General features: G+C 47.2%; 19 protein-coding genes. 8 read left to right on the top strand and 11 right to left on the bottom strand.

The annotated features are described in order from the left end of the window. Positions 1-206: 206 nt before the first annotated feature. From K4A83_RS13600 to K4A83_RS13585, 4 genes are all read right to left on the bottom strand, one after another. A complete protein-coding gene (locus K4A83_RS13600) occupies positions 207-704 on the bottom strand; it encodes an HNH endonuclease (protein ID WP_265265138.1) in 498 nt (165 codons plus the stop codon). A gap of 151 nt (positions 705-855) precedes the next feature. Next, on the bottom strand, positions 856-1,215 hold the full coding sequence (locus tag K4A83_RS13595) for a hypothetical protein (RefSeq protein ID WP_265265137.1): 360 nt from the start codon (positions 1,213-1,215) through the stop codon (positions 856-858). A gap of 20 nt (positions 1,216-1,235) precedes the next feature. Further along, positions 1,236-2,057, bottom strand: a complete 822-nt coding sequence (gene larE / locus K4A83_RS13590; protein WP_265265136.1) for an ATP-dependent sacrificial sulfur transferase LarE — start codon at positions 2,055-2,057, stop codon at positions 1,236-1,238. A 161-nt stretch (positions 2,058-2,218) separates the two neighbouring features. After that, positions 2,219-2,992 (bottom strand): ABC transporter permease, encoded by a 774-nt coding sequence (locus K4A83_RS13585; protein ID WP_265265134.1) that lies wholly within the window; start codon positions 2,990-2,992, stop codon positions 2,219-2,221. Between the two features lie 64 nt (positions 2,993-3,056). Between K4A83_RS13585 and K4A83_RS13580 the strand changes: the two genes are divergently transcribed. Continuing rightward, a complete protein-coding gene (locus tag K4A83_RS13580) occupies positions 3,057-4,508 on the top strand; it encodes a mechanosensitive ion channel domain-containing protein (protein ID WP_265265133.1) in 1,452 nt (483 codons plus the stop codon). A 382-nt stretch (positions 4,509-4,890) separates the two neighbouring features. Then, positions 4,891-5,625, top strand: coding sequence for a hypothetical protein (locus K4A83_RS13575; RefSeq protein WP_265265132.1), 735 nt, complete (start codon positions 4,891-4,893; stop codon positions 5,623-5,625). A gap of 59 nt (positions 5,626-5,684) precedes the next feature. Here the strand turns inward: K4A83_RS13575 and K4A83_RS13570 are convergent, their stop codons facing one another. From K4A83_RS13570 to dnaA, 3 genes are all read right to left on the bottom strand, one after another. Continuing rightward, a complete protein-coding gene (locus K4A83_RS13570; protein WP_265265131.1) occupies positions 5,685-6,119 on the bottom strand; it encodes a hypothetical protein in 435 nt (144 codons plus the stop codon). 98 nt (positions 6,120-6,217) lie between these two features. Then, positions 6,218-6,703, bottom strand: a complete 486-nt coding sequence (locus K4A83_RS13565) for an allophycocyanin subunit alpha-B (protein ID WP_017303467.1) — start codon at positions 6,701-6,703, stop codon at positions 6,218-6,220. Positions 6,704-6,824: 121 nt separating this feature from the next. Then, positions 6,825-8,177: a chromosomal replication initiator protein DnaA gene (dnaA, locus tag K4A83_RS13560; protein ID WP_407810032.1), complete on the bottom strand. Its 1,353-nt coding sequence runs from the start codon at positions 8,175-8,177 to the stop codon at positions 6,825-6,827. 491 nt (positions 8,178-8,668) lie between these two features. Here dnaA and K4A83_RS13555 point away from each other — a divergent pair, with 491 nt between their 5' ends. Further along, positions 8,669-10,099 (top strand): sensor histidine kinase, encoded by a 1,431-nt coding sequence (locus tag K4A83_RS13555; protein WP_265265129.1) that lies wholly within the window; start codon positions 8,669-8,671, stop codon positions 10,097-10,099. A gap of 214 nt (positions 10,100-10,313) precedes the next feature. Here the strand turns inward: K4A83_RS13555 and K4A83_RS13550 are convergent, their stop codons facing one another. Further along, positions 10,314-11,819, bottom strand: coding sequence for an SPFH domain-containing protein (locus tag K4A83_RS13550; protein WP_265265128.1), 1,506 nt, complete (start codon positions 11,817-11,819; stop codon positions 10,314-10,316). A gap of 498 nt (positions 11,820-12,317) precedes the next feature. On the opposite strand from K4A83_RS13550, the gene K4A83_RS13545 reads away from it, so the two are divergent. Continuing rightward, positions 12,318-12,770: an HD domain-containing protein gene (locus K4A83_RS13545; protein ID WP_265265126.1), complete on the top strand. Its 453-nt coding sequence runs from the start codon at positions 12,318-12,320 to the stop codon at positions 12,768-12,770. Here K4A83_RS13545 and K4A83_RS13540 read toward each other — a convergent pair. Beyond that, entirely contained in the window at positions 12,759-13,931 is a 1,173-nt protein-coding gene (locus tag K4A83_RS13540; protein WP_265265125.1) for a BMP family ABC transporter substrate-binding protein, read from the bottom strand. The two genes, K4A83_RS13545 and K4A83_RS13540, sit on opposite strands and share 12 nt — an antisense overlap. 365 nt (positions 13,932-14,296) lie before the next feature. Here K4A83_RS13540 and lysA point away from each other — a divergent pair, with 365 nt between their 5' ends. From lysA to uppS, 3 genes are all read left to right on the top strand, one after another. After that, a complete protein-coding gene (gene lysA / locus K4A83_RS13535) occupies positions 14,297-15,697 on the top strand; it encodes a diaminopimelate decarboxylase (RefSeq protein ID WP_265265124.1) in 1,401 nt (466 codons plus the stop codon). Between the two features lie 22 nt (positions 15,698-15,719). Continuing rightward, complete coding sequence (gene cdaA, locus K4A83_RS13530) at positions 15,720-16,637, top strand: diadenylate cyclase CdaA (RefSeq protein ID WP_265265123.1); 918 nt, start codon at positions 15,720-15,722, stop codon at positions 16,635-16,637. 151 nt (positions 16,638-16,788) lie between these two features. Continuing rightward, entirely contained in the window at positions 16,789-17,544 is a 756-nt protein-coding gene (gene uppS, locus K4A83_RS13525; protein ID WP_265265122.1) for a polyprenyl diphosphate synthase, read from the top strand. A gap of 51 nt (positions 17,545-17,595) precedes the next feature. Here the strand turns inward: uppS and accC are convergent, their stop codons facing one another. Next, on the bottom strand, positions 17,596-18,939 hold the full coding sequence (accC, locus tag K4A83_RS13520) for an acetyl-CoA carboxylase biotin carboxylase subunit (protein WP_265265121.1): 1,344 nt from the start codon (positions 18,937-18,939) through the stop codon (positions 17,596-17,598). Between the two features lie 192 nt (positions 18,940-19,131). Continuing rightward, a complete protein-coding gene (locus tag K4A83_RS13515) occupies positions 19,132-19,377 on the bottom strand; it encodes a hypothetical protein (protein ID WP_265265120.1) in 246 nt (81 codons plus the stop codon). Between the two features lie 584 nt (positions 19,378-19,961). Here K4A83_RS13515 and K4A83_RS13510 point away from each other — a divergent pair. Continuing rightward, on the top strand, positions 19,962-21,968 hold the full coding sequence (locus K4A83_RS13510) for a histidine kinase dimerization/phosphoacceptor domain -containing protein (RefSeq protein ID WP_265265119.1): 2,007 nt from the start codon (positions 19,962-19,964) through the stop codon (positions 21,966-21,968). The last annotated feature ends 72 nt before the right edge of the window (positions 21,969-22,040 follow it).

Raw genomic sequence — 22,040 nt, 5'->3', positions numbered from 1 at the left:
CCTCCTCAAGCTATGCAGCAGGAAGTCTAAACCATAAGCTTGGTTCTTGATCAAGATGTTTACTGATTACTCTTGACGGATTAGGGCTGGTTGAACAGGACTCTAATCACTGTGAGACAATAATTCTAGCCGTTTTAAGAACGAAAAAGTGCCGGATTTTTGGAGATAGGTGTTCGCATCCCTGATATTTTCCCACCCCCTACAGGCTAAATCCCAATCACATATTTTTTCCATTCCTCATTGCGACCACTGCGAATATAGCGGGCAATTTCAAAATGTAAACTACTATAGGGGCGACGAGGCTGGCTGAGTAAAGGCATTTGGGCTTCATTGGGAGTCCGATTCCCCTTGTGGACGTTACAACGCACACAGGCCGCCACTAGGTTTTCCCAACTGTCTCCTCCCCCTCGGGAACGGGGAATTACATGATCTAAGGTTAAATTATCCCCTCGGAAACGACAGTATTGACAAGAGTGGTCATCTCGTTCGAGAATGTTTCTCCGGGTTAAAGGAATCTCTTTGTAAGGGACTCGCACATAATAACGCAGTCGAATCACCGTCGGGGTAGGGAAGCGCGTATAAATCTCTTGGGTGTCAAACTCAAGCTGTTCGGCTTTTCCCTTGAGTAACAAAACGACCGCTCGCCGCCAACTCGTGATGTTGAGCGGTTCGTAGGAGGCGTTCAGCACCAGAACCTTGCCCATTGTTCCTGTATTATATAAAAGTGTTACTAAAATCTTACAAAAGATACTAACACAGGTTTTTGTATTGATTCGTCAAAACAGTAAACAGTCATTAGGTTTCGTGAAACGGAAGAAGCCTGTAGGATTTTGATGTCCTGTCGTTGATATCCTCTCAACGACGGCGTTTCCGTTTCTGAAACATAAAGCGGGGAATGGGCAACACTCGCCCCCTAGGAGTTCTGCGTTCCCGACATTTACGCCGTGCTTGGGCTTCGGCAATGCCGGGGGCGGTTCGTCGCTCACCAGCCTGGTCTTCCATGGTTTTCTGCCGATCGAGTTCTGGGGGCGGTTCGTCACTATTCCACCAGGCCACAATCCACCCTCCAGAAAACCCGCCTAATCCTGCCAAAATGATGCTCACGGTGACTTGATAGCCCAAGGCAACAAGTGCCAAGAGGAAAAAGAGCCAGAGTAACAATCCCACGGACACCCCTTGAACGACATCATCGCCTTTTTTCTTGGATTCAGCCATTGTCTGAACTACTCATCATTTCACGCCGAGCTAGAAGCGAGTTCTAGGACCCGGTTAAGTTTGCCGCTTTGGTATCCTTCGAGATCCAAGGTAACGTAAAGAAAGCCTAATGCTTGGAAGGCTTGAACGAGGGTGGGTAAATCTGTTGTTAAGACAAATTCTTTGATCTCGCTGGGGGGGAGTTCGATGCGGGCGGTATCTTTTTCTGAACGGACGCGGATATTTTGTAATCCTAATCGGCGTAAGTACACTTCCGCCCGTCCCACTCGTTGCAGTTTAGCGATGGTTATTTCTTCGCCGTAGGGAAACCGAGAACTCAGACAAGGTTGTGCTGGTTTATCCCACCAGGGTAAACCTAAATGCTGACTAAGTTGGCGGACTTCGGTTTTTGTGATGCTGAGTTCGGCTAAAGGCGATCGCGCTCCTCGTTCTTGGGCCGCTTGGATGCCGGGGCGATAGTCTTTTAAGTCGTCCGCATTCACCCCATCAATCACATAAGGATACCCCCATTCTTGGGCTAGAGGTTTTAAGGTGTCGTGGAGTTCACTTTTACAGAAATAACAACGGTTGACCGGGTTGGCCGTATATTGGGGGTTGTTCATTTCGTGGGTTTCGACGCAGTGATGTGGAATCCCCAAGGTGGCCGCTTGAATTTTGGCATCTTCTAAATCTTCCGGCAGGAGGGAAGGAGAGATAGCTGTGACGGCTAAAGCGCGATCGCCTAAAACATCATAGGCCACCTTCGCCACCAAGGTACTATCAATTCCCCCAGAATAGGCTATCAAGGCCCGATCCATTTCTTGAAATAAAGTATGCAGTTGAGTTAGCTTGGCCTCTAACATGGTTGGATTTGTTGTATGGGTAGATTGAGCAGATTAACACTCCCGCCGTTAATTGCGTTCCGCAATCTAACGGGAGTCCTATGAGTGACATTTCAAGATAGAGTTTGTGACCCTTGAAGGGTTCACCTCAAACCCTTATTGTATCGTCCCCCCTCCTAGTGCTAAAACTGCCGACGGGAGAAAATGAGAATGGCCAACGTCAGCAGAGCAATCATATAAACCAACGCATAAGCCCCACTCCCCAACAATTCAGGCACTTCTGGAACTAAACCATAAACGGCCTCATTGCGGAAATTAAGACGGGATAAATCCGGCAACACCAGATAGAGATTCTGTGTCACAGCTTCAATGGTGGGGTTTTTGCTGAGTTTCCCCAAGGCCACCAAATCCGGGCTTAAATGTCCCATGACATACACGGCCAAGGAGAGCAAAACCGCCAACAGGGAACTGGTAAAGGCCCCAAACATCAAGGCCGTGGCCACTAGCACCCCCAATTCTAACCAGAGGTAGAGCAAAGATAACGCAATGGAGGACAGAGGAAATAAAATATTGGAGGTCACTAACAACCCCAGATAAATTCCCGTCATACTGAGTAACAGCACCGCTAAGACCATCCAGAGTCCCAAATGCTTACCCACAATGAACTCTGCGGGACTCACGGGCTTAGGAATCATCACTAATACCGTATGCTTTTCAATTTCCTTACTAATTAAGCTTGTGCCGACAAAAATTGCCACAACACTGGTTAGCAGACCAATCATCCCTAAGCCAAAATCCAGAAAAATCTTGTCCTCTGTCAGGGCTGAAACCTCTGGCAGAAAAGACACGGCGGCCACTAGCAGCAAACCGAATAAACCGAGTAGATACAAAATGCGATCGCGGATCACCTCTCGAAATCCATTGGCTGCGATCGCCCAAACTCTTCCCCCATTCACTCGTTTTCTTCTCCCAGACTCTTGCTCATCAGAATTTTATATTATATCCTCCCTAGTTTAACCCATGCTTAACCCCATCGAGTCCTTAATCAGGAATTTTCGTACTATTTTTAAGACCCCGATTTTTCCCGGAGAACCTCCCATTACACTCTGGGCAATCATTGAGCTTATTTTAGTTTTTTGCCTTGTTATTCTCTTAGTTCGTCTCCTGAGAAATCTACTCAAAAACAAACTGCTTTTACCCCTTAAACTCGATGTCGGCAACCGTGAAGCCATTGCCACCATTTTAAGTTACAGTTTAGGAACAGTCTTTTTTCTTGGCTTTGTCCAAAGCATTGGATTTAATATTCAATCCCTATTATTTCTCATCGGAAGTTTAGGCTTTGGGATTGGTTTTGCATTACAAGATGTTATGCGAAATTTTATTAGTGGATTGATTCTATTAGTTGAACAAAAAATAAAGGTCGAAGACTTTATTGAATTTGACGGACTAACGGGTTATGTTAAAGCCATTTCCTTACGAGCGATTGTGATTCGGACTCGCTCGGGGGGGGATGTAATTGTCCCAAATAATAAACTGGTCGAAAGTAAAGTTTTAAACTGGAGCTATGGCGATCCTCAAGGACGGCTTGATATCCCTATTGGTGTAGCCTATGGGAGTGATCCTGTTTCAGTCACAGAAGCCTTATTAAATGCGGCTTATTTAGAAAATAACGTCTTACATGAACCATCCCCGCAAGTTTTATTTATCCGTTTTGGAGATAATGCCTTAGAATTTGAGCTACGAGTCTGGATTAATGGATTTGACAGAGAACCTTTGATTAGAAGTTCTCTAAATTATTGGATTGATTATATATTTCGTCAAAATGGAATTGAAATTCCCTTTCCTCAACGAGATTTATGGTTAAAAAATCCAGAAGTTCTAAATTCCATCATCCATCCACTCTCTCCCCAAGTTCTCCAGAAAACTTCATCGGAGAGTACCGGAAAAACAGGTACAAAAAGCCATTCTGTGCGGGATTTACTCAAGCAAGTCGTTTACTTTGAGAACTTAACCGACATAGAATTACGGCAATTTATTGAAATTGGCTATCGTAAGCGACTTTATCCTGAACAGGTTTTATTTAAAGAAGGAGATCGGGGGGATGCCTTTTATATTATTCTATCAGGTTCAGTTGATGTGGTGGTGCAAAAAATCAATAAACATCTGGCAACGCTGGGAGAGGGGCGTTTTTTTGGTGAACTCTCTTTACTGTTAGGAATTCCCCGCACAGCAACCGTAATCGCCAAAACAGAAACAATTTTATTTACAATTAACGACAAAGGCTTTAAAAAGCTGCTAAAAGACCATCCTGAAATGGCAGAAGTGATTATCCAAGAACTGGCAAAACATCAACAAGAATTATCAGAAAGGCGGCAACAATTACGAGATATGGGGTTAGAAGAAGACACAGAACAGGATAAAAATATAGTCAACTGGATCCGTCGTCGTTTAACGGTTTTATTTAACTTATAGTATGGTTTCGCGCTTTGTAGGTTGGGTGAAGGGAGAGCGCAACCCAACAAAACAATTGATACTTGTTAATTGTTAATTGTTCCGTGATTTGTAGGTTGGGTGAAGGGAGAGCGCAACCCAACAAAACAATTGATACTTGTTAATTGTTAATTGTTCCGCGCTTTGTAGGTTGGGTGAAGGGAGAGCGCAACCCAACAAAACAATTGATACTTGTTAATTGTTAATTGTTTCGTGATTTGTAGGTTGGGTGAAGGGACAGCGCAACCCAACAAAACAGAAAAAAAGCTATCATTTGTAAAGAACAAGTCAAGAACCTATGGAAACTAGCCTCTTCTCTCAAATAAAAACAACTGGGTGGACAGTTCTAGTCCTTCTGCTCTCGATGGGTGCTATCATTGGCCTCCAACGTCCTCGTCTAACCACCTTACTCCAACCTGTCACAGAATTAGACCGAGCGCGAGTTGAACAGGAAGTACAACGGGAAACCTTGTATCTTGCCCTAATTCGTCAGTTACCGAGTTTAGGGTTTGATAATCTCTGGGCAAATTGGGTTTTTTTGCGTTATCTGCAATATTTCGGCGATGATGAAGCAAGAGCCATCACAGACCATTCTTTAGTGTTGCCCTATTTTGAAATAATATTAGATCGAGATCCTCGTTTTCGGGATGCCTATAGTTTTTTGGCAACGGGAGGGTCAATTTTTGCCGCGCAACCTCAAGAAGCGAATGATTTAATGGAGGAAGCGTTCCAATATGTGCAACCCCGAGCGCCGTACCGGGCTTATTATATTCTGCGTCATAAGGCGATTAATCAGTTATTGTTTCTCGGAGATGGGGAAACGGCACGACGTTCCTATGAATTAGCGGCACAGTGGGCGACGGATTATTATTCTGACCCAGAAAGTCAGAACGTGGCTGAGTTATCGCGAGAGATGGCTGATTTTTTACGCAAAAATCCAGCGAGTCCGACGGCACAAATTTCGGCCTGGTTAATTATTTTAGGGACGGTGCAGGATGACCGAACGCGACAAATTGCGTTAGACCAAATTCAAGCATTAGGGGGCAGAATTGAACTGAGTCCAGAAGGGCAAATTCGAGTCCTCCCCCCGTCAGAGTAAATTGGTCTACCCAATTTCTCCCCGAGAGATGACCAATTTTTTTAGTCATACTCCCCGAGTTATTCAGCCAGCCCTAGATACCAATGATGGGCGCCTAATCCCACAGTAAAACCCCCGAGACAAATTAGAACTAAGATGAGAAAACAAGGCCACTCTTTGTAACCTAATCCTTGTAATTCTAGGCGGGCTAGGGCAAGGGCGGCCACTAGCAGGATAATCTGGATGAAATGGGAAATCCAGGTCAGGATGAGGACGGCGAGAAAGGCGAGGAGTGCAATGGAGAGAAAGGCGCGGGAGTCTGATTCGAGGAGATGATTAAAAAATTTTCTGACGATACTGCTCGGAGCGGTGAACATTAGGGCCATCAGGACAATTAGGGAGGCGGCTAAAGCCCAATATTGCCATTGAGGGGTCATGCGGCGGAGTAACCAGCCAAAAACGCTGTAAATCAGACAGAGGATGAAGAGGGAGCGGTTAGGCAGTCGGGCAAACAAGGGGACTCCATGAAGTTAACTTGTGATTCCTACGTCCTTATTCTAGAGAGAATCGGGACGTAGGAAACAACAGCATAATCCACAGGGTAGATGTTTGCTTAGGACATCGCCTGAATAATGTAGTCGAAGTAGGGGGCGGCTTCTTGAGCGTCTTCTGTGCTGAGTAGACCTAAAGAAGCGTCTTTGAGGCAGCGAATGGCTTCAACCATACCGACAACGGGAACGTTGAGGGCGTTGTACATTTCGCGGACTCCGATTAAACCGATTTTTTCAATGGGGTCTTTGTCCCCGGCCAGCACTCCGTAGGTGACTAAACGGAGATACCACCCATAGTCCCGTAAACATAACGCTCGTTGACGTTGGCCGTAGGCGTTGCCTCCGGGAGCAATGAAGTCTGGACGTTTTTTCCAGAGTTCTTTGCTGGCTTTGTCTACGATTTTTTGCTCGTTTTCGGCTAGGGTTTCGGCAATGCGCATCCGTTGCACTCCTGTTTCCAGAAAGGCACCAATGCTTTTTAGTTCTCCGCTACTGGGGTAGCGGAGTTCATCATCTGCTTTGAGAATAACTTGGCTAACGACGCTCATACTATCGGGATTAATCAAAAAATAACTTCAATCAGTTTAGCGACTAGGAGGGTCAGTTAGGAAGAGATTGACGGATTCTCTGGGTTTGGGGGGTTAAGTTTTGTAACTGGGTTGGGTTAAATCACGTCTTGAGGGTAATGCGATCGCTCACTTGTCGTAAAATCTCGTTCAACTGGCTATCTTTCTGCTTCAGTTGGGAAATTTTTTCACAACTATAGAGAACAGTTGTATGGTCTTTGCCCCCGAATTCTTCCCCAATACGGGGTAGGCTCAAATCGGTATATTGACGCATTAAATACATTCCGATTTGCCGGGCCCAACTGATTTCCCGTCGTCGGGAGTTGCTGCGGAGGTCTTCGATGGAGACGTTCAGCACGGCGGCGACGGCTTTTAAAATGGCACTAGGGGAGGCGGTGATTTTTTCGGTGGGGGAGTTGAGAATGGGGGCAATATTTTCTACGGTCATGGGTAAACCGGAAATGGATATATAGGTCAGGGTGCGGATGAGAGCGCCTTCAAGTTCCCGGATGTTGGAGGTGTAGGTGGTGGCGATAAATTCCACGATGTCCCGAGGCAGGCGCATTTTTTGGTCTTCGGCTTTTTTCTGGAGGATGGCCATACGGGTTTCTAAATCAGGGGATTGAATGTCGGCGATTAACCCCATAGAAAAGCGGGAACAGAGACGGTCTTGTAAGCGGGGGATTTGGTTGGGGGGACGGTCGGCGGCTAAAACTACTTGTTTTCCGGCTTCGTGGAGGGTGTTAAAGGTGTAAAAAAATTCTTCTTGGGTATATTCTTTGCCTTCGATGAATTGCAGGTCATCGACTAGGAGAACATCGGCAGCGCGGTAGTGGTCGCGGAAAGTCTGCATACTGTCCTGACGAATGGCGGTGATGAGGTCGTTGGTGAATTTTTCGGTGGAAACGTAGAATACGCGGGAGTCGGGGTTAATTTCGAGGCGATAGTGACCAATGGCCTGCATGAGGTGGGTTTTGCCTAAACCGACTCCTCCACAGAGGAAGAGGGGGTTAAATTCTCGGCCGGGGGATTCGGCAACGGCTAAGGAGGCGGCGTGGGCCATGCGGTTGTTAGAACCGACGACAAAGCGGGAAAAGCTATATTTGAGGTTAAAGGGGGTGGGACGGGGTTGGTGGTCTTCTGAGGGGCGATCGCGTTCGTTTTCGGCGGGGGGTGTATCCTGTACGGGCCACACAATACCTTGACCGTCTTCTGAGTTGCTGGTGAGTTGGATTTTCACTTCGTAGCCTAAAATGTCGGTGACTACCTCGGTGAGGATGCCGAGATAGTGTTTCTGTAACCAGTTGCGAGCAAAGGGATTGGGGGCGCAGAGGATTAATAGGCGATCGCGCCAAACTTGTACGGTGATGCTTTTAATCCAAGTGTCAAAGGTCGGACGACTTAATTGATGTTCTAAACGGATTAAAACTTGATTCCAGAGTTGGTCAGGGGTCATGTCGCCAAAGGGGTGAACTGCGCTCGCGCAGCGTCTCGAAACGAGAATCGCGCTCAACATTCTAGACCATCCAGCCCCAAGCCGAACAGAGTCTGTCACTTTTCCCACAGGTCATCCCCTTAAACCAAACAATACACCAGTCAAACTTAACGGACTCTCTATGATTTAGATCACAACAAATGAGTTCACAAATCACGGCAAACTCGGGATTCCATCACGCCGAATTCTGGATAGATATCACGTTCAATTTTCTCTCAAGGGTTGATAATGAACATAGAGCGTTTACGTTTTGGGAAATAGTCGAAAATTTAGGACAGAAGAGACTACCTGTGATGCTGAGAAAATGAAAGAACAAGCCGTTAAACAACGACCTAGTTAAATAATTAAAATGTTTGAGTCGCCTATTGAGGTAAAACAAATTAATTGATTAGCCCTCCCTTAAACTCTATTTCCTAAACCCAAACGAAAAACAGCAGAATTCCCCAAAGACCATGTTTATTGACAATGAACAACCCCTATTCGGTAATCAAACCCTTGAGAGAGTAACCAGTTCTTGCCACTCTCCTCCTACCAACAGCCCTGATTTACCGCAAATCGCTAAACTTGAACAAGCCCTCTCTAAAACGATTCAGAAAAACTGTAAGCTAGAGCAGCAATATAGTAGTTTGTTCAATAACATTAATGTGGGGATTTTTAGAACGACACCAGACGGTAAACTATTAGAAGCAAATCCCGCACTAGCCCGAATTTATGGCTATGCTTCCCCAGAGCATCTATTAGATTGTTTAACAGACGTTCAAACTCAGCTTTATGTCAACCCTGAGAAACGTCAAGAGTTTGTTGAATTAATGTATCTACAAGGATATGTCCGGGATTTTGAAGTGCAAGTTTATCACTATTCCGGTGAGGTGATTTGGATTTCTGAAAATGCCGAAGTTGTTAGAGATACGGCAGGAAATATTTGTTTTTATGAAGGCTTTGTCATTGATATTACAGAACGAAAAAGAACGGAACTCGCTTTAAAACAATCAGAACGACGCTATAAAGCCCAAACCGAACAACTTAAAAGAACCCTAACCCAACTCCATCAAACTCAATCTTTACTGGTTCAAAGTGAGAAATTATCCAGCTTAGGTCAATTGGTGGCGGGAGTTGCCCATGAAATTAACAACCCCGTTAATTTTGTTTACGGTAACTTAAATCCTGCCTTAGAATATGCTAGCGACCTGATTGGGTTACTACAACTTTATCAACAATATTATCCTGAACCTCATCCTGAAATTGCAGAAGAATCCGAGGCTATTGACATAGAATTCCTCATGGAAGACTTTCCTAAAACCCTCACTTCTATGCAAGTAGGAACAGAAAGAATTCGTCAAATTGTCCAATCTTTGCGCAACTTTTCCCGCTTAGATGATGAAGTCATGAAACCGACAGATATTCATCAAGGCTTAGATTCAACCTTGATGATTCTCAAACCCCGTTTAAAAGCTAAACATGACCATCCTGAAATCATTGTTATTCAAGATTACGGACAATTACCCGGGGATATTATCTGTTTCAGTGGCTTACTGAATCAAGTTTTTATGAATTTGTTAGGCAATGCCATTGATGCCCTTGATGAAGCCCAGCTAAAAGGTCATTTTACTGGCGATAAAAGTCCAACTATTCACATTCAAACCTTAACAGAAGGCAATGAGGTAGTGATTCGCATTGCCGATAATGCAATGGGAATGTCTCCTCAAGTGAAAAACCGCATTTTTGACACCTTCTTTACAACAAAACCCACAGGAAAAGGGACAGGTTTAGGTTTATCCATTAGCTATGATATTATTACCCAAAAACACCAAGGAAGTTTGACTTGTTCTTCCACGATGGGAGAGGGTTCTGAGTTTGTGATTAAGCTTCCCTTGAATCAATAAACGGGAGATTCGTTGTTTTGCCTTTGTCGAAGTTTTGGCTATAGTTTTTTGGTGATTTGTTGGGTTGCGCTTTCGCTTCACCCAACCTACGGATTGTTGTTACGGATTACTGTTGGGTTGCGCTTTCGCTTCACCCAACCTACAGATTGTTGTTGCTTATTGCTTTTTTGTTGGGTTGCGCTTTCGCTTCACCCAACCTACAAGGGAAACTTATTTAGTCCTCTCGGTTTTGACTTTGAAATAAACTCAAAACCGTTGATAAAAAACTTAATAACGAATTAGCGGCCGTTTCTTGTCCATCGGTACTAATCACCGTCATATTTTGTTCATTGGGGGCAGGGAGATTTTCGGCAATCTTGGGTAATTCCGCAATCAGTCGGGCTTTGAGATGAGCTTCTGAGAGATCATTTTCAATCGCCCTCCGTTGTCGTTCTAATTCTAATCGTCGTTGTGCCGCTTGAACTTGGGCGAAATCTCGCATTTGAGCGAGTTCTAATTCTGTAGTCAATAACGTCCGATTTTGTTCTGCTTGTAGTGCATCAAACTGCATTTGTTGGCGCAATTTCTCCATTTCTGCCGTCAGACGACGCTGCTCTAACGCTAAAGCTTGTAAGGCTAATTCTAATTCCCCTTCTTGACGCACTTGTGCTGTAGTATTTTCTTCCGCCAGCTTTTGACGTGCGGCGGTTTCTTCCATCTGTTGACGGCGATTTCGTTCCGTATATTCGCGATTATATTGGGCTTGTTCTTGCTCTGCTTTTAGTTGTTCTAATTGGCTTTTGACTTCTAAATCTGCTCGCTCGTTCCTCAGTTGGTTTTCTCGCTCTAAATCACTGACAACTTGCTCATTTTCTAGTTCGGCTAAACGGGCGAGTTTTTGTCGTTCTGATCGAAAAGGAACTTGCAAATTTTCCCATAATGTGGTAGAGCTAACCACAGCATCTTTAATCTGAACGGTGACAATTTTTAAGCCTAAACCTTGGGAATTTCCCCCATCTTCAGCGCTCCCTTCTGCTACGGTCCGCAAACGATAGGTTAACTCTTCAATAATGGGCTGTTTATCACTTAAAACCTCGTCAATGCTTAGGGTAGCTACTTTATCTTTAATGGCGGCTTCTGCCTGTTCCCGCAGTTGTAAATTGACAATTCCCATCGGGTCTTCGGGATCGGAAAAGTCTAGTTTCCAGTAAGCCGTTTGAAGATCATCAATAATCCACTGAACATAAGCTTGCACCACAATTCCTTGTTTTTCTAAACAAATACATCGGGCATTAATTAAAATGGTTTGGACGGCGGAAGGAATGACTAAAAAAGCGTCAGTCAGGGGATTAAAACGGAAGGAAATCCCCCGGCCAAGATGAATGGGTTGGCTATGACCTCGGCGGGTATGGATAACGTAAGCATTGGGGGGAACAATTACACTTTTCCACCATAAAAAACCGACAATTTTGTAATCAATGGCGCGGCTAGGAGTTTTTTCCATTTTGATGGGAAGGGTTTCACTGGGAGAGGTTTCACGAGACAATTCTGGCTGAAAGGGTTCGGCCATAGCGAATAATTCGCCGCTTGTCTCAACTGTTGGGGCGCTAGGTTTAGGGGCAGCTTGTGCCGGAGGATGAGGGGGGGATCTACGCGCTCTTTTGTTGAGTTGACGATCGAGTTGTTGTTGTTGTTCGAGAACTTCTTGTAAGTATTGATTTTCGACTATTTTTTTGGTCACGGCGGCTTTCACCCCCTAGGTTGAATGATGTAAAGTAATTGATGGTGCGGAGTCTATTTCTTGAGTTTTTTCTGATGGGGTGGATTAGGATAGGGGGTTCAAGATCAAGGGAGGCTAGCATCCTGTTCCCTAAGATTACCGAAAATTTGGGGGTTTGTGTCTGGTAGTTTGTAGAACTTTATACGGATTACTGTTGGGTTGCGCTGTCGCTTCACCCAACCTACTGATTACGGATTACTGTTGGGTTGTGCTGTCGCTTCACCTAACCTACTGATTACGGATTACTGTTGGGTTGTGCTGTCGCTTCACCTAACCTACTGATTACGGATTACTGTTGGGTTGCGCTGTCGCTTCACCTAACCTACTGATTACGGATTACTGTTGGGTTGTGCTGTCGCTTCACCTAACCTGCTGATTGTTGTTACGGATTACTGTTGGGTTGCGCTGTCGCTTCACCCAACCTACTGATTCTTGTTACTGATGATTTGGGGGGTAGGAATGAGGAATGATTCTGAATTGGAAAAAGCGATCGCCTTGGCCCAACAATGCCACGCTGAACAAGTCGATAAGGCCGGAAAACCCTATATTGACCATCCTTTACGGGTCATGGCTGCCCTCTCCTCACTAGAAGAAAAAATCGTTGGGGTCCTCCATGATGCGGTTGAGGATTCCGACTTGACCCTAGACCAGTTAAGGGATTTAGGCTTTTCTGACCCGGTGATTCAAGCGTTGGACGCGATTACTAAACGACCGGGAGAAGACTATGAGGCTTATTTGCGGCGTGTGATGGGAAATGCGATCGCCCTATCCGTAAAAATCGCCGACATGACCGATAATATGGACATGAGCCGCATTCCACATCCCACCGCAAAGGACTATCGCCGACTCCAAAAATATCAGCAAGTCTTACCCCGCCTACAAGCCGCCTATGCGACCTTGCTAACTCTCTAATCGACCATCTACCCCTTCCACTAACCAATTCATGGTTTCCAACTCCACAGCCGTCTGTTCATAGGACTGTCCGGCCGCTATGATTTCCTGCCCTTGATTATTACGCAAAGGCCCTTGATAAATGCGCTTAGACCCTTGGGCAAATTCTGCCTTAACCGCTTCTGCGGCTTGTTTCGCCTCATCACTGACGGCCGCACCAAAGGGAGAGAGTTTCCAGAATCCCGCCTCTAATCCTCCCCGCACAATATGGGGAATATCGCCATTCATTAAGGTTTTGCCCTCTTGGAGTTGTTGGGCGTATTGGGTGTAAACGGTAGTCCAGTCCCACTCAGCCCCGGTGAGAAAGCCTCGGGGAGCGAGAGCGGCTTGATTGGCATGGTATCCCGAGGAGAAAACCCCCCGTCGTTCGGCCGTTTCTATGACGATTTTCGGGCTGTCTACATGACAGGTAATCACATCAATGCCCTGATCGACCATACTATTGACGGCTTCGGCTTCCTTAACGGGTAAAGACCAGTCTCCGGTTAAAATCAAGCGGGTGGTGATGTCCGGTGCAACGGTGCGAGCGCCTAAAGTAAAACTGTTCACGTTGCGTAGGAGTTGGGGGATGGGTTTCGCCCCCACAAAGCCCAGTCTTCCCGTTTGGGTGGTGTAAGCGGCCACCATCCCGGCGATATATTGGGCTTCGTCAATATAGCCAAAGTAGCTCCCTATATTACGGGGGGTTTCTCCTTCTTGATAAAGGCCGCCTGCGTGGAAGAATTGCACCTCGGGGAACTCTTGGGCAATTTTCAGGATGTGGGGGTCAAAGTAGCCGAAAGATGTGGGAAATAGGGCTTTTGCGCCGTCGAGTTCAATCATACTGCGCATAGCTTCTTCCACTTCTGTGGTTTCTGGGACGCTGGCCTGTTCGACAATTTTAATGCCGGGTAATTGTGCGATCGCCGCCGCCCCCTCCGCATGGGCTTGATTGTAGCCAAAATCATCCCTCGGACCGACATAGATAAAGCCAATCACGAACTCATCCCCCGTTCCCCCGCTCCTCGGTTCTTGGGGTGTACAACCTGTTCCCAGTTTAGCGGTAGCACCAAAAGCTGCCGTGGCCAATAAACCGCGCAAGACTTGACGACGGGAGAACGGAAAGGATTTTGGCTGGTTCATAGTTTTATAGCCCCGTTATTGATGATGGGAGGGTTGAGGGAGAAAATGCAGCACCCCATTCTAGGTCAATGGTTTTTAGGGAAATGTCGTTCATTTAACAGGATTCCCGGGAATCGGGTTCGTAGTTGCGCTTTAGCGCCAAATCGGGCGTCGGGAGAGGGGGAGCAGGGGGGCAGGGGAGCAGGGGAGAGGATTCCCGACCTCCCACAGCCCCTAATGGTATATACAGGGAGTGATTCACTCGATCCCGAATAATGTTAGGGTGAAAAAGAAAGTTGGGCTAAAGAAACCCCCAACTGAGATACAAACTGGGGATAATTGTTTTATTCTAGAACTCCTCAACTACTCAAAAAAACAGAAAATTCATGTTGTTAACGGACTCCTCGCCTAAAACCAGTGCCGGAACTCAATATCTGCCCCAAGGCGATCGCACATTACTTTCTCCTAATCAGTGTTTAATGCCCCTGACGGCCAAGGTTAATGACCAAGACACCCTAGAAATCGGCGGTTGTAGCATAGCGGACCTAGTAGCTCAATATGGCTCTCCCCTCTACATATTGGATGAGTTCACCCTCCGCACCGCTTGCCGTCAATATCAAACTGCCCTCGCCCGGTATTACCCCGGAGAAGCCACCGCCATTTATGCCTCCAAAGCGTGGAACTGTTTAGCCGTCTGTGCCCTAGTGGCCAGTGAAGGCCTGGGAATTGACGTAGTATCCGGGGGAGAACTCTACACCGCCCTGAAAGCCGGATTTAACCCCCAAAACATTTATCTGCATGGGAACAATAAATCCCGGAGCGAACTGCAATTTGCCTATGATAAAGGCTGCACCATCATTGTAGATAACCAGCTAGAACTCGAACTCTTAAGTGCGATCGCCTCCCCAGAAACCCCTGCCCGCATCCTCCTCCGTCTCACCCCCGGCATTGAATGCCACACCCACGAATACATCCGCACCGGACACATCGACAGTAAATTTGGTTTTGACCCCAATCAACTCCCCGCCATCTTTGCCACCGTCGCCCAACACCCCTCCCTCCAATGTCTTGGCCTCCATGCCCATATTGGCTCCCAAATCTTTGAACGGCAACCCCACCAAGACCTCGGCCGCGTGCTAGTTGATTGGCTCAAAGAAGCCAAAACCTATAACCTCTCCCTCGAAATCCTCAATATTGGGGGCGGTTTAGGCATTTGTTACACCGAAAGCGATGATCCCCCCAGTATAGAAGAATGGGTCAAAGCCGCCGCCCAATCCGTAGCCAGCGCTTGCCGCGCCTATAATCTCCCCCTCCCTAAACTGATTTGTGAACCCGGGCGCTCCCTCATTGGTTCCGCCTGTGTCACCGCTTACACCGTTGGCAGTCGCAAAGAAATCCCCGACCTCAACCGAACCTACGTCGCCGTTGATGGGGGAATGTCCGACAATCCTCGCCCCATTACCTACCAATCCCTTTATCGGGCTGTCGTGGCCAACCACATGACCACCCCCAGCCAAGAAACTGTTACCCTAGCAGGTAAACATTGCGAGTCGGGGGATATTGTCATCCAGTCGGCTCAACTCCCCCCCACCCAGCCCGGTGATCTCATTGTCGTTTTAGGCACGGGAGCCTACAACTACAGTATGGCCTCCAACTACAACCGTCTCGCTCGTCCGGCGGCGGTTTTAGTCCATGAAGGGGATGCCCAGATTATCCTAGAACGAGAAACCTATGAGGACTTGTTACGACAAGACCGTTTACCGGAAAAACTGCAACTCAAGCCGTAAACTCACCTTTTGAGAAAGTTCAATGTCTTTGTCGGGTTTTCTTCCTGACTTCACCTGGATTCCCTCCTGGCTCTTGGAAATTGTTGATATTAGCTTAGTTCTCCTGCTCACCTACGCCGTTTTGTTGGTGATTGGAGAGCGACGCACCCTATGGGTAGTCAGAGGTTTAATTATTCTCATGCTGGCGGCTGTCATTAGTAACCGTTTGGGACTGCCCCATTTAAGCTTTGTCTTAGAACGGCTGGTCTTAGGTTCTGCGGTGGCGATGGCGGTGGTTTTTCAGTCGGAATTTCGCCAATTTTTGGAACAGTTGGGACGGGGTGAAGTCCTGAAGTTATTTCAACCCTCCCGTCGTCCAATTCCCAAACCCGATCATGTGATTGATGAAATTGTGGACGCGGTGAAAGACCTCTCCCAAAACCGCACGGGAGCTTTAATCGTGGTGGAAACCAGTGGCCCCATTGATGAGCGGGATTTTTCGGTGTCTGGGGTAGTTCTCAATGCGGAAGTGTCGCGGGAACTATTACAAACCATCTTTCAAACCAGTACCCTCCTCCATGATGGTGCTGTGCAGATTCGCGGCTCTCGGGTGGTGGCAGCTGGGATTATTCTGCCTCTCTCAGAACGCACGGCCTCCCGTCAATTGGGGACTCGACACCGGGCGGCTATGGGGATTACGGAACGGGTGGATAATTGTTTATGTATTGTGGTGTCTGAGGAGACGGGATCTATTTCCTTGGCGGAAAAGCGTTCTTTAAATCGCCCGTTAACCAGTACGAAGTTACGGGAGATTTTGAAAGAAAAATTCTCCCCCATGATGGAACGGGAGGCTGTCGCGCCCCAGTTGGGGCGGTGGAGTCGCAAACTTCGGTATTATGGCTGGAGTTTGTTGGAGCGTTTTTTGGATGGGTTTAGTTCTACCTCACGGGGGAGAAAGTAATTGTTGACTTCCTCCCCAGCCTAAAAGGATCCGGTTCGTCCTACCCTTGGGTTAAAATTTGTGACAAATCGGGAAATTTGTCCAAAAACATGAGATTCGGGTTTGATTCAATAGTAGCCGCCTCCAAGGGGATTCATTACCAGAAAAAGCAATGATTGTAAAACCAAGTGCGCCTTTAGAACAGTTACCCTCGGATCTGGATTGCGATCGCCTACCCCAACACGTTGCAGTCATTATGGATGGCAATGGTCGCTGGGCTAAAGAGCGAGGCCTACCGAGAATTATGGGGCATCGCCGAGGTGTGGATACCCTGAAAGATTTACTGCGCTGTTGCAAGGATTGGGGGATTGGGGCGTTAACGGTCTATGCCTTTTCGACGGAGAATTGGGGCCGCCCCATGGAGGAGGTTCAATTCCTGATGACTCTGTTTGAGCAAGTCCTACGGCGTGAATTAGCAGAAATGATTGCCGAAAAGGTACGCATTCGTTTTGTGGGCAATTTGACCGCCTTACCTGCTTCTCTGCAACGAGAAATTGCCCGATCTATGGAAGACACTCAAGAGAATAAAGAGGTTCAGTTCACTGTGGCGACGAATTACGGCGGACGACAGGAGATTGTTCAAGCTTGTCGTGCGATCGCCCACAAGGTGAAAACGGGAGAATTGGAGGCCGATGCCATTGATGAAGCGTTGTTTGAACGTCATCTTTATACCCACGAGTTAAGCAGTCCCGATTTACTCATTCGCACCAGTGGGGAAATGCGGATTAGTAATTTTCTGCTCTGGCAGATGGCCTATGCGGAAATTTACGTCACCTCCATTGGCTGGCCCGATTTTGACCGAGAAGCTTTTCATCAGGCTTTGTTGGATTATCAAAAGCGCGATCGCCGTTTCGGCAAGGTTCGTTAAACGACTTGGGGTAATGGTTCTGGCTGCTTTTTAGGGCAATCATGGGGTTAGCTAACTCATGTGTTCCTGAATAAAATTGGTATAGACTTCCCCAGAGAGAAAAGCCGGGTGTTCTAAAATCCGTTGGTGGAAACCGATGGTGGTGGGAACTCCGGTTACAGCACATTCTCGTAAGGCCCGCCTCATGCGCTTAATCGCCGCTTCTCTGGTGGGTCCCCAGACAATTAATTTGCCAATTAATGAGTCATAATAGGGGGGGATTTCATAATCCGTATAAACATGGGAATCCATGCGCACTCCGGGGCCACCGGGGGGCAGATAGGCACTAATTCGTCCCGGATGGGGGCGGAAATTGTGATCGGGATCTTCGGCGTTAATTCGGCACTCAATAGCGTGTCCTTTTAAGAGGATATCTTTTTGGCTAAAACGTAGTTTTTCCCCCTGGGCGACGCGAATTTGCTCGGCAATTAAATCTAATCCTGTCACCATTTCGGTTACGGGATGTTCCACTTGAATCCGGGTGTTCATCTCCATGAAGTAAAAACTTCCGTAACGGTCTACGAGAAATTCTACAGTTCCGGCTCCGACATAATTAATGGATTGAGCGGCTTTAACGGCGGCTTCGCCCATTTTTTGGCGTAATTCGGGGGATAATACTGGACTGGGGGCTTCTTCTAAAAGTTTCTGGTGACGGCGCTGGATTGAACAATCCCGTTCCCCTAAATGCACGACATTCCCATGACTATCGGCGAGGATTTGAAACTCGATGTGGCGGGGATTTTCGACGAATTTTTCCAGATATACTCCCGCATTGCCAAAGGCGGCTTCGGCTTCTCCTTGAGCCGCTTGGAACATTCGCACTAATTCACTGGCATCCCGCACGAGGCGCATTCCTCGCCCTCCTCCTCCGGCTGTGGCTTTGAGCATCACAGGGTAGCCAATATCTTGGGCGGTGGCGAGGGCTTCTTGTTCATCGGCGAGGAGACCTTGACTGCCGGGGACTGTGGGAACTCCGGCTTTTTGCATGGTTTTTTTGGCGGTGGATTTATCTCCCATAGCGCGCATGGCTTCGGGACTCGGGCCAATGAAACAAATTTTGTGGTCGTCGCAAATCTCGGCGAAGCGGGCGTTTTCGGCGAGGAATCCATAGCCGGGGTGGATGGCGGAGGCGTTGCGGGTGAGGGCGGCGGCGATGATGTTGGGGATGTTAAGATAACTTTTGTTACTGGGGGGTTGACCAATACACACCCGCTCATCGGCTAATTGAACATGAAGGGCCTGCTCGTCCACGGTGGAGTGAACGGCTATGGTGGCAATGCCTAATTCTTCACAGGTGCGGAGAATGCGTAGGGCGATCTCTCCTCGATTAGCAATGAGAATTTTTGAGAACTGCATTTCGGTGCATTTTTTGGCGGTGGTTAACTACTATACCGCTTTTTGAGCATCTCGCGACGTACTCCTACACTTCCCTATCGGGTAAGTATAGGTTTCTCCTCCGAGATTTCCCGGATTTGCGTTTTATAGTTATTGATCAGTGAACTACCCCACCCTGCCGTTGGCGAGGAACGGGAATTCCGCAACATTTTGTTAAAGATCATTAATTAGATCGGAGGGGGGGCGATCGCTACTCCAAGCCCACCACACCTGTCCACAGTCGCACTCATAGAATTCCTGCCATTTGCGGCGATAGTCTTCACTAATGACAGGGGCGCGGCGATTAATCCAAACTCGTTGGGCCTGGTACGAGGAAGCCCCACAACGGGGACAACAAAAGGAAAAGGCGTGTTTGGCTTGTTCTGTCCAAGGGGGCGGGGTGGGGTCGAAGGCTTCCATGACTTGGGGGGGCAAATAGTTAAGCCTAGCTTACCATCAACAAGCGGGAGCGTAAAAGCCCTGTATTTTTAACCCTCCTTCCGGGGATTCTCCCACTATAATCTGTGATTTGGTGGGATGAGGATGTCAATGGAGTTGACACTCTCAGGTCTAAAGACGCTGAGATTCTTGAATGGCTCAAAGAATAAGAACCCCTCCAGAGCGCAGGCTTGTGATGAAACCGTTGCCAATGAGCCAGAAAGTCCCATAAACCGAAGGAAAGCCTTTGTTGTCTTTCTCTACCACGAGGGATAAGTGCTAGAATAAACAGCATGATTCTAACCCACGAGCATCGAATCGGGTGGCTCATGCTCTGACACGGCGGTTCGATTCGATGGCTTGGGAAGATTTGAATATTCGAGGTCTGGCGAAGACAAGGTTAGCCCAGTCAATCCTGGATGGGGGTTGGGGTGGGTTCATGACGATTGTGGAGGCAGTAGCGGTAAAACGCGGTCTTCACTGCGAAGGTTTCCCCCCCAAGGTTTCGCCCCACGGAGTCTCTCAGGATTGTTCAGGTTGAGGTGCGAAAGTAGCGAAAATAATCTATGGGTTGGATGGTGGGTGATTGGCAAATTTGGTTAGAGGTCAATCTTTTGCGGGTGACTCCTGAGACTCCCCTCAAGGAGATTTTGGCTCGAATGCAGACCGCCCAGCACTCTGAAAATGCCCCTCTCGCCCTCGTTGGGGAGCAAGATCGGCTTTTGGGGCTTTTTAGCCTCGAAACCTTGCTCAGTGGTGTGTTGAGGGGGAATGAGTGGCTTAATTTGACGGTGGGCGAGGTGATGGAGTCCTTACCTCCTCCGGTGCGGGTCTGTGGGGACTGTCTTGTAGCTCCGACGCTGGATCATTATCCCTATTTTCCGGTCGTTGATCAACAGGATCGGTTTTTAGGGGTCATTCGTCAAGGTAATTTGCGTTTGTATCAAATGTTTGACCAGACGGCCAGGGAACAAGCGGCACAGGTCGAGGGGGAGCAATTCCTCGGGAAAATGAGCCAATCGCTTCAGGATGTGTTGGATTTACCCCGATTGCTCCAGAGGACGGTGCAGGACATTCAAGGGTTGTTAGGGGTGGATCGGGTGTTAGTCTATCAAATTCAACCCCAGTATATGCCCTTAGCTCCGGTGCTGGGGACAAAAATTGCGGAAGCGGTGGGGGAGAATCTTCCTCCTCTGACGGGGGTCCATTTCCCCTCGGAAAATTTCCCCTCTAGTTGCTCCTACTGCTATCAACAAGGACTTATTTACAGTTTGGGGGATGCACAACAGGAGGAGGTTCCTTTGTGCTTACACCAGTTTATTGAACAGTCTCAAAGTCGTGGGACTTTGGTGGTGCCGATTTTGCAACAGGAGAGTCTCTGGGGGCTGTTAATTGTGCAACAATGCCAGGAAGCCCGAGACTGGAAAAGCCGGGAAATTCGCCTTTTACAACGGATTGCGGGTCAATTGGCGATCGCAACCTATCAATCCCGACTCCACGATACCTTACAGCAAGAACTTCAGCAACGCCAACAAACCCAGCAGGCTTTATCCATCAGTCAACAGCGTTTAGAATACCTGCTCATCTCTAGCCCCGGTGTTCTTTATACTTGTAATCTTCAGGAAGGGCGAGCAACGTTTATTAGTCAGAATGCTGAGAAATTGATCGGTTATAGTCTTGCCGAAATGATGCAACCGGGTTTTTGGTTACAACATCTCCATCCCGAGGATCAATTTTTAGTTGAGCAAGTTGGATTATTACAACTGTTTGAACAAGGACACTATCATTTAGAATACCGTTTCCTCCATCAGGATGGTTCTTACCGTTGGATCTATGATCAGATTAAAGTGATCTACGATGAAACAGGCAACCCCATTGAGATTATCGGCTATTGGATTGATATTAGCGATCGCAAGGCCACAGAGTTTCAACTGAGAAAATCCCTCCAAGAAAAAGAAATCCTCCTCAAAGAAATTCACCACCGGGTTAAAAATAACTTGCTTGTCGTTTCCCATCTGCTGGAATTTCAAGCGGAATATATCCAAAGTCCTGAACTGATTAAGACCCTTGAAGATAGTCAGAATCGAATCTATTCGATGGCGTTAATTCACGAAAAGCTCTATCACTCCACAGGGCTGGATCTTATTGATTTTGGGGAATATCTCACCGCTTTATTAGAAAACTTGATTGAAACCTATCAAGTTAGCGAACAACAAATAGAATTCACTCTGTCCATTGAACCTATTTTTTTGAATATTGAAACGGCTCAACCTTGCGCTCTTATTGTTAACGAATTGCTGACCAATGTTTTAAAACACGCCTTTCCTGATGGTCGAAAAGGACGGGTTTATTTAGAACTCAAACAGGATGCAGAAAAATGGATTCAGATTAAAGTACAAGATAATGGGATTGGCTTTCCTCTCTCTCTTGATTTTCGTCAAGTTGAATCATTAGGGATGGAATTAGTTTGTACTTTAACTGAACAAATCGAGGGGAAAATTGAGCTTGATACTACTCAGGGGACCTGCTTTGAACTGCGTTTTAAAGAACTGAATTATCCCCAAAGAGTTTAGTTCGGTAATAGGTAATAGGTGATAGGGAATTTCTCCCCCACTCCCCCACTCCCCTGCTCCCCCACTCCCCTG

The organism is Spirulina subsalsa FACHB-351, from assembly GCF_026130165.1.
In the GTDB taxonomy this organism is placed as follows: domain Bacteria; phylum Cyanobacteriota; class Cyanobacteriia; order Cyanobacteriales; family Spirulinaceae; genus Spirulina_A; species Spirulina_A subsalsa_A.
This window is presented reverse-complemented; position numbering and strand designations above follow the sequence as displayed.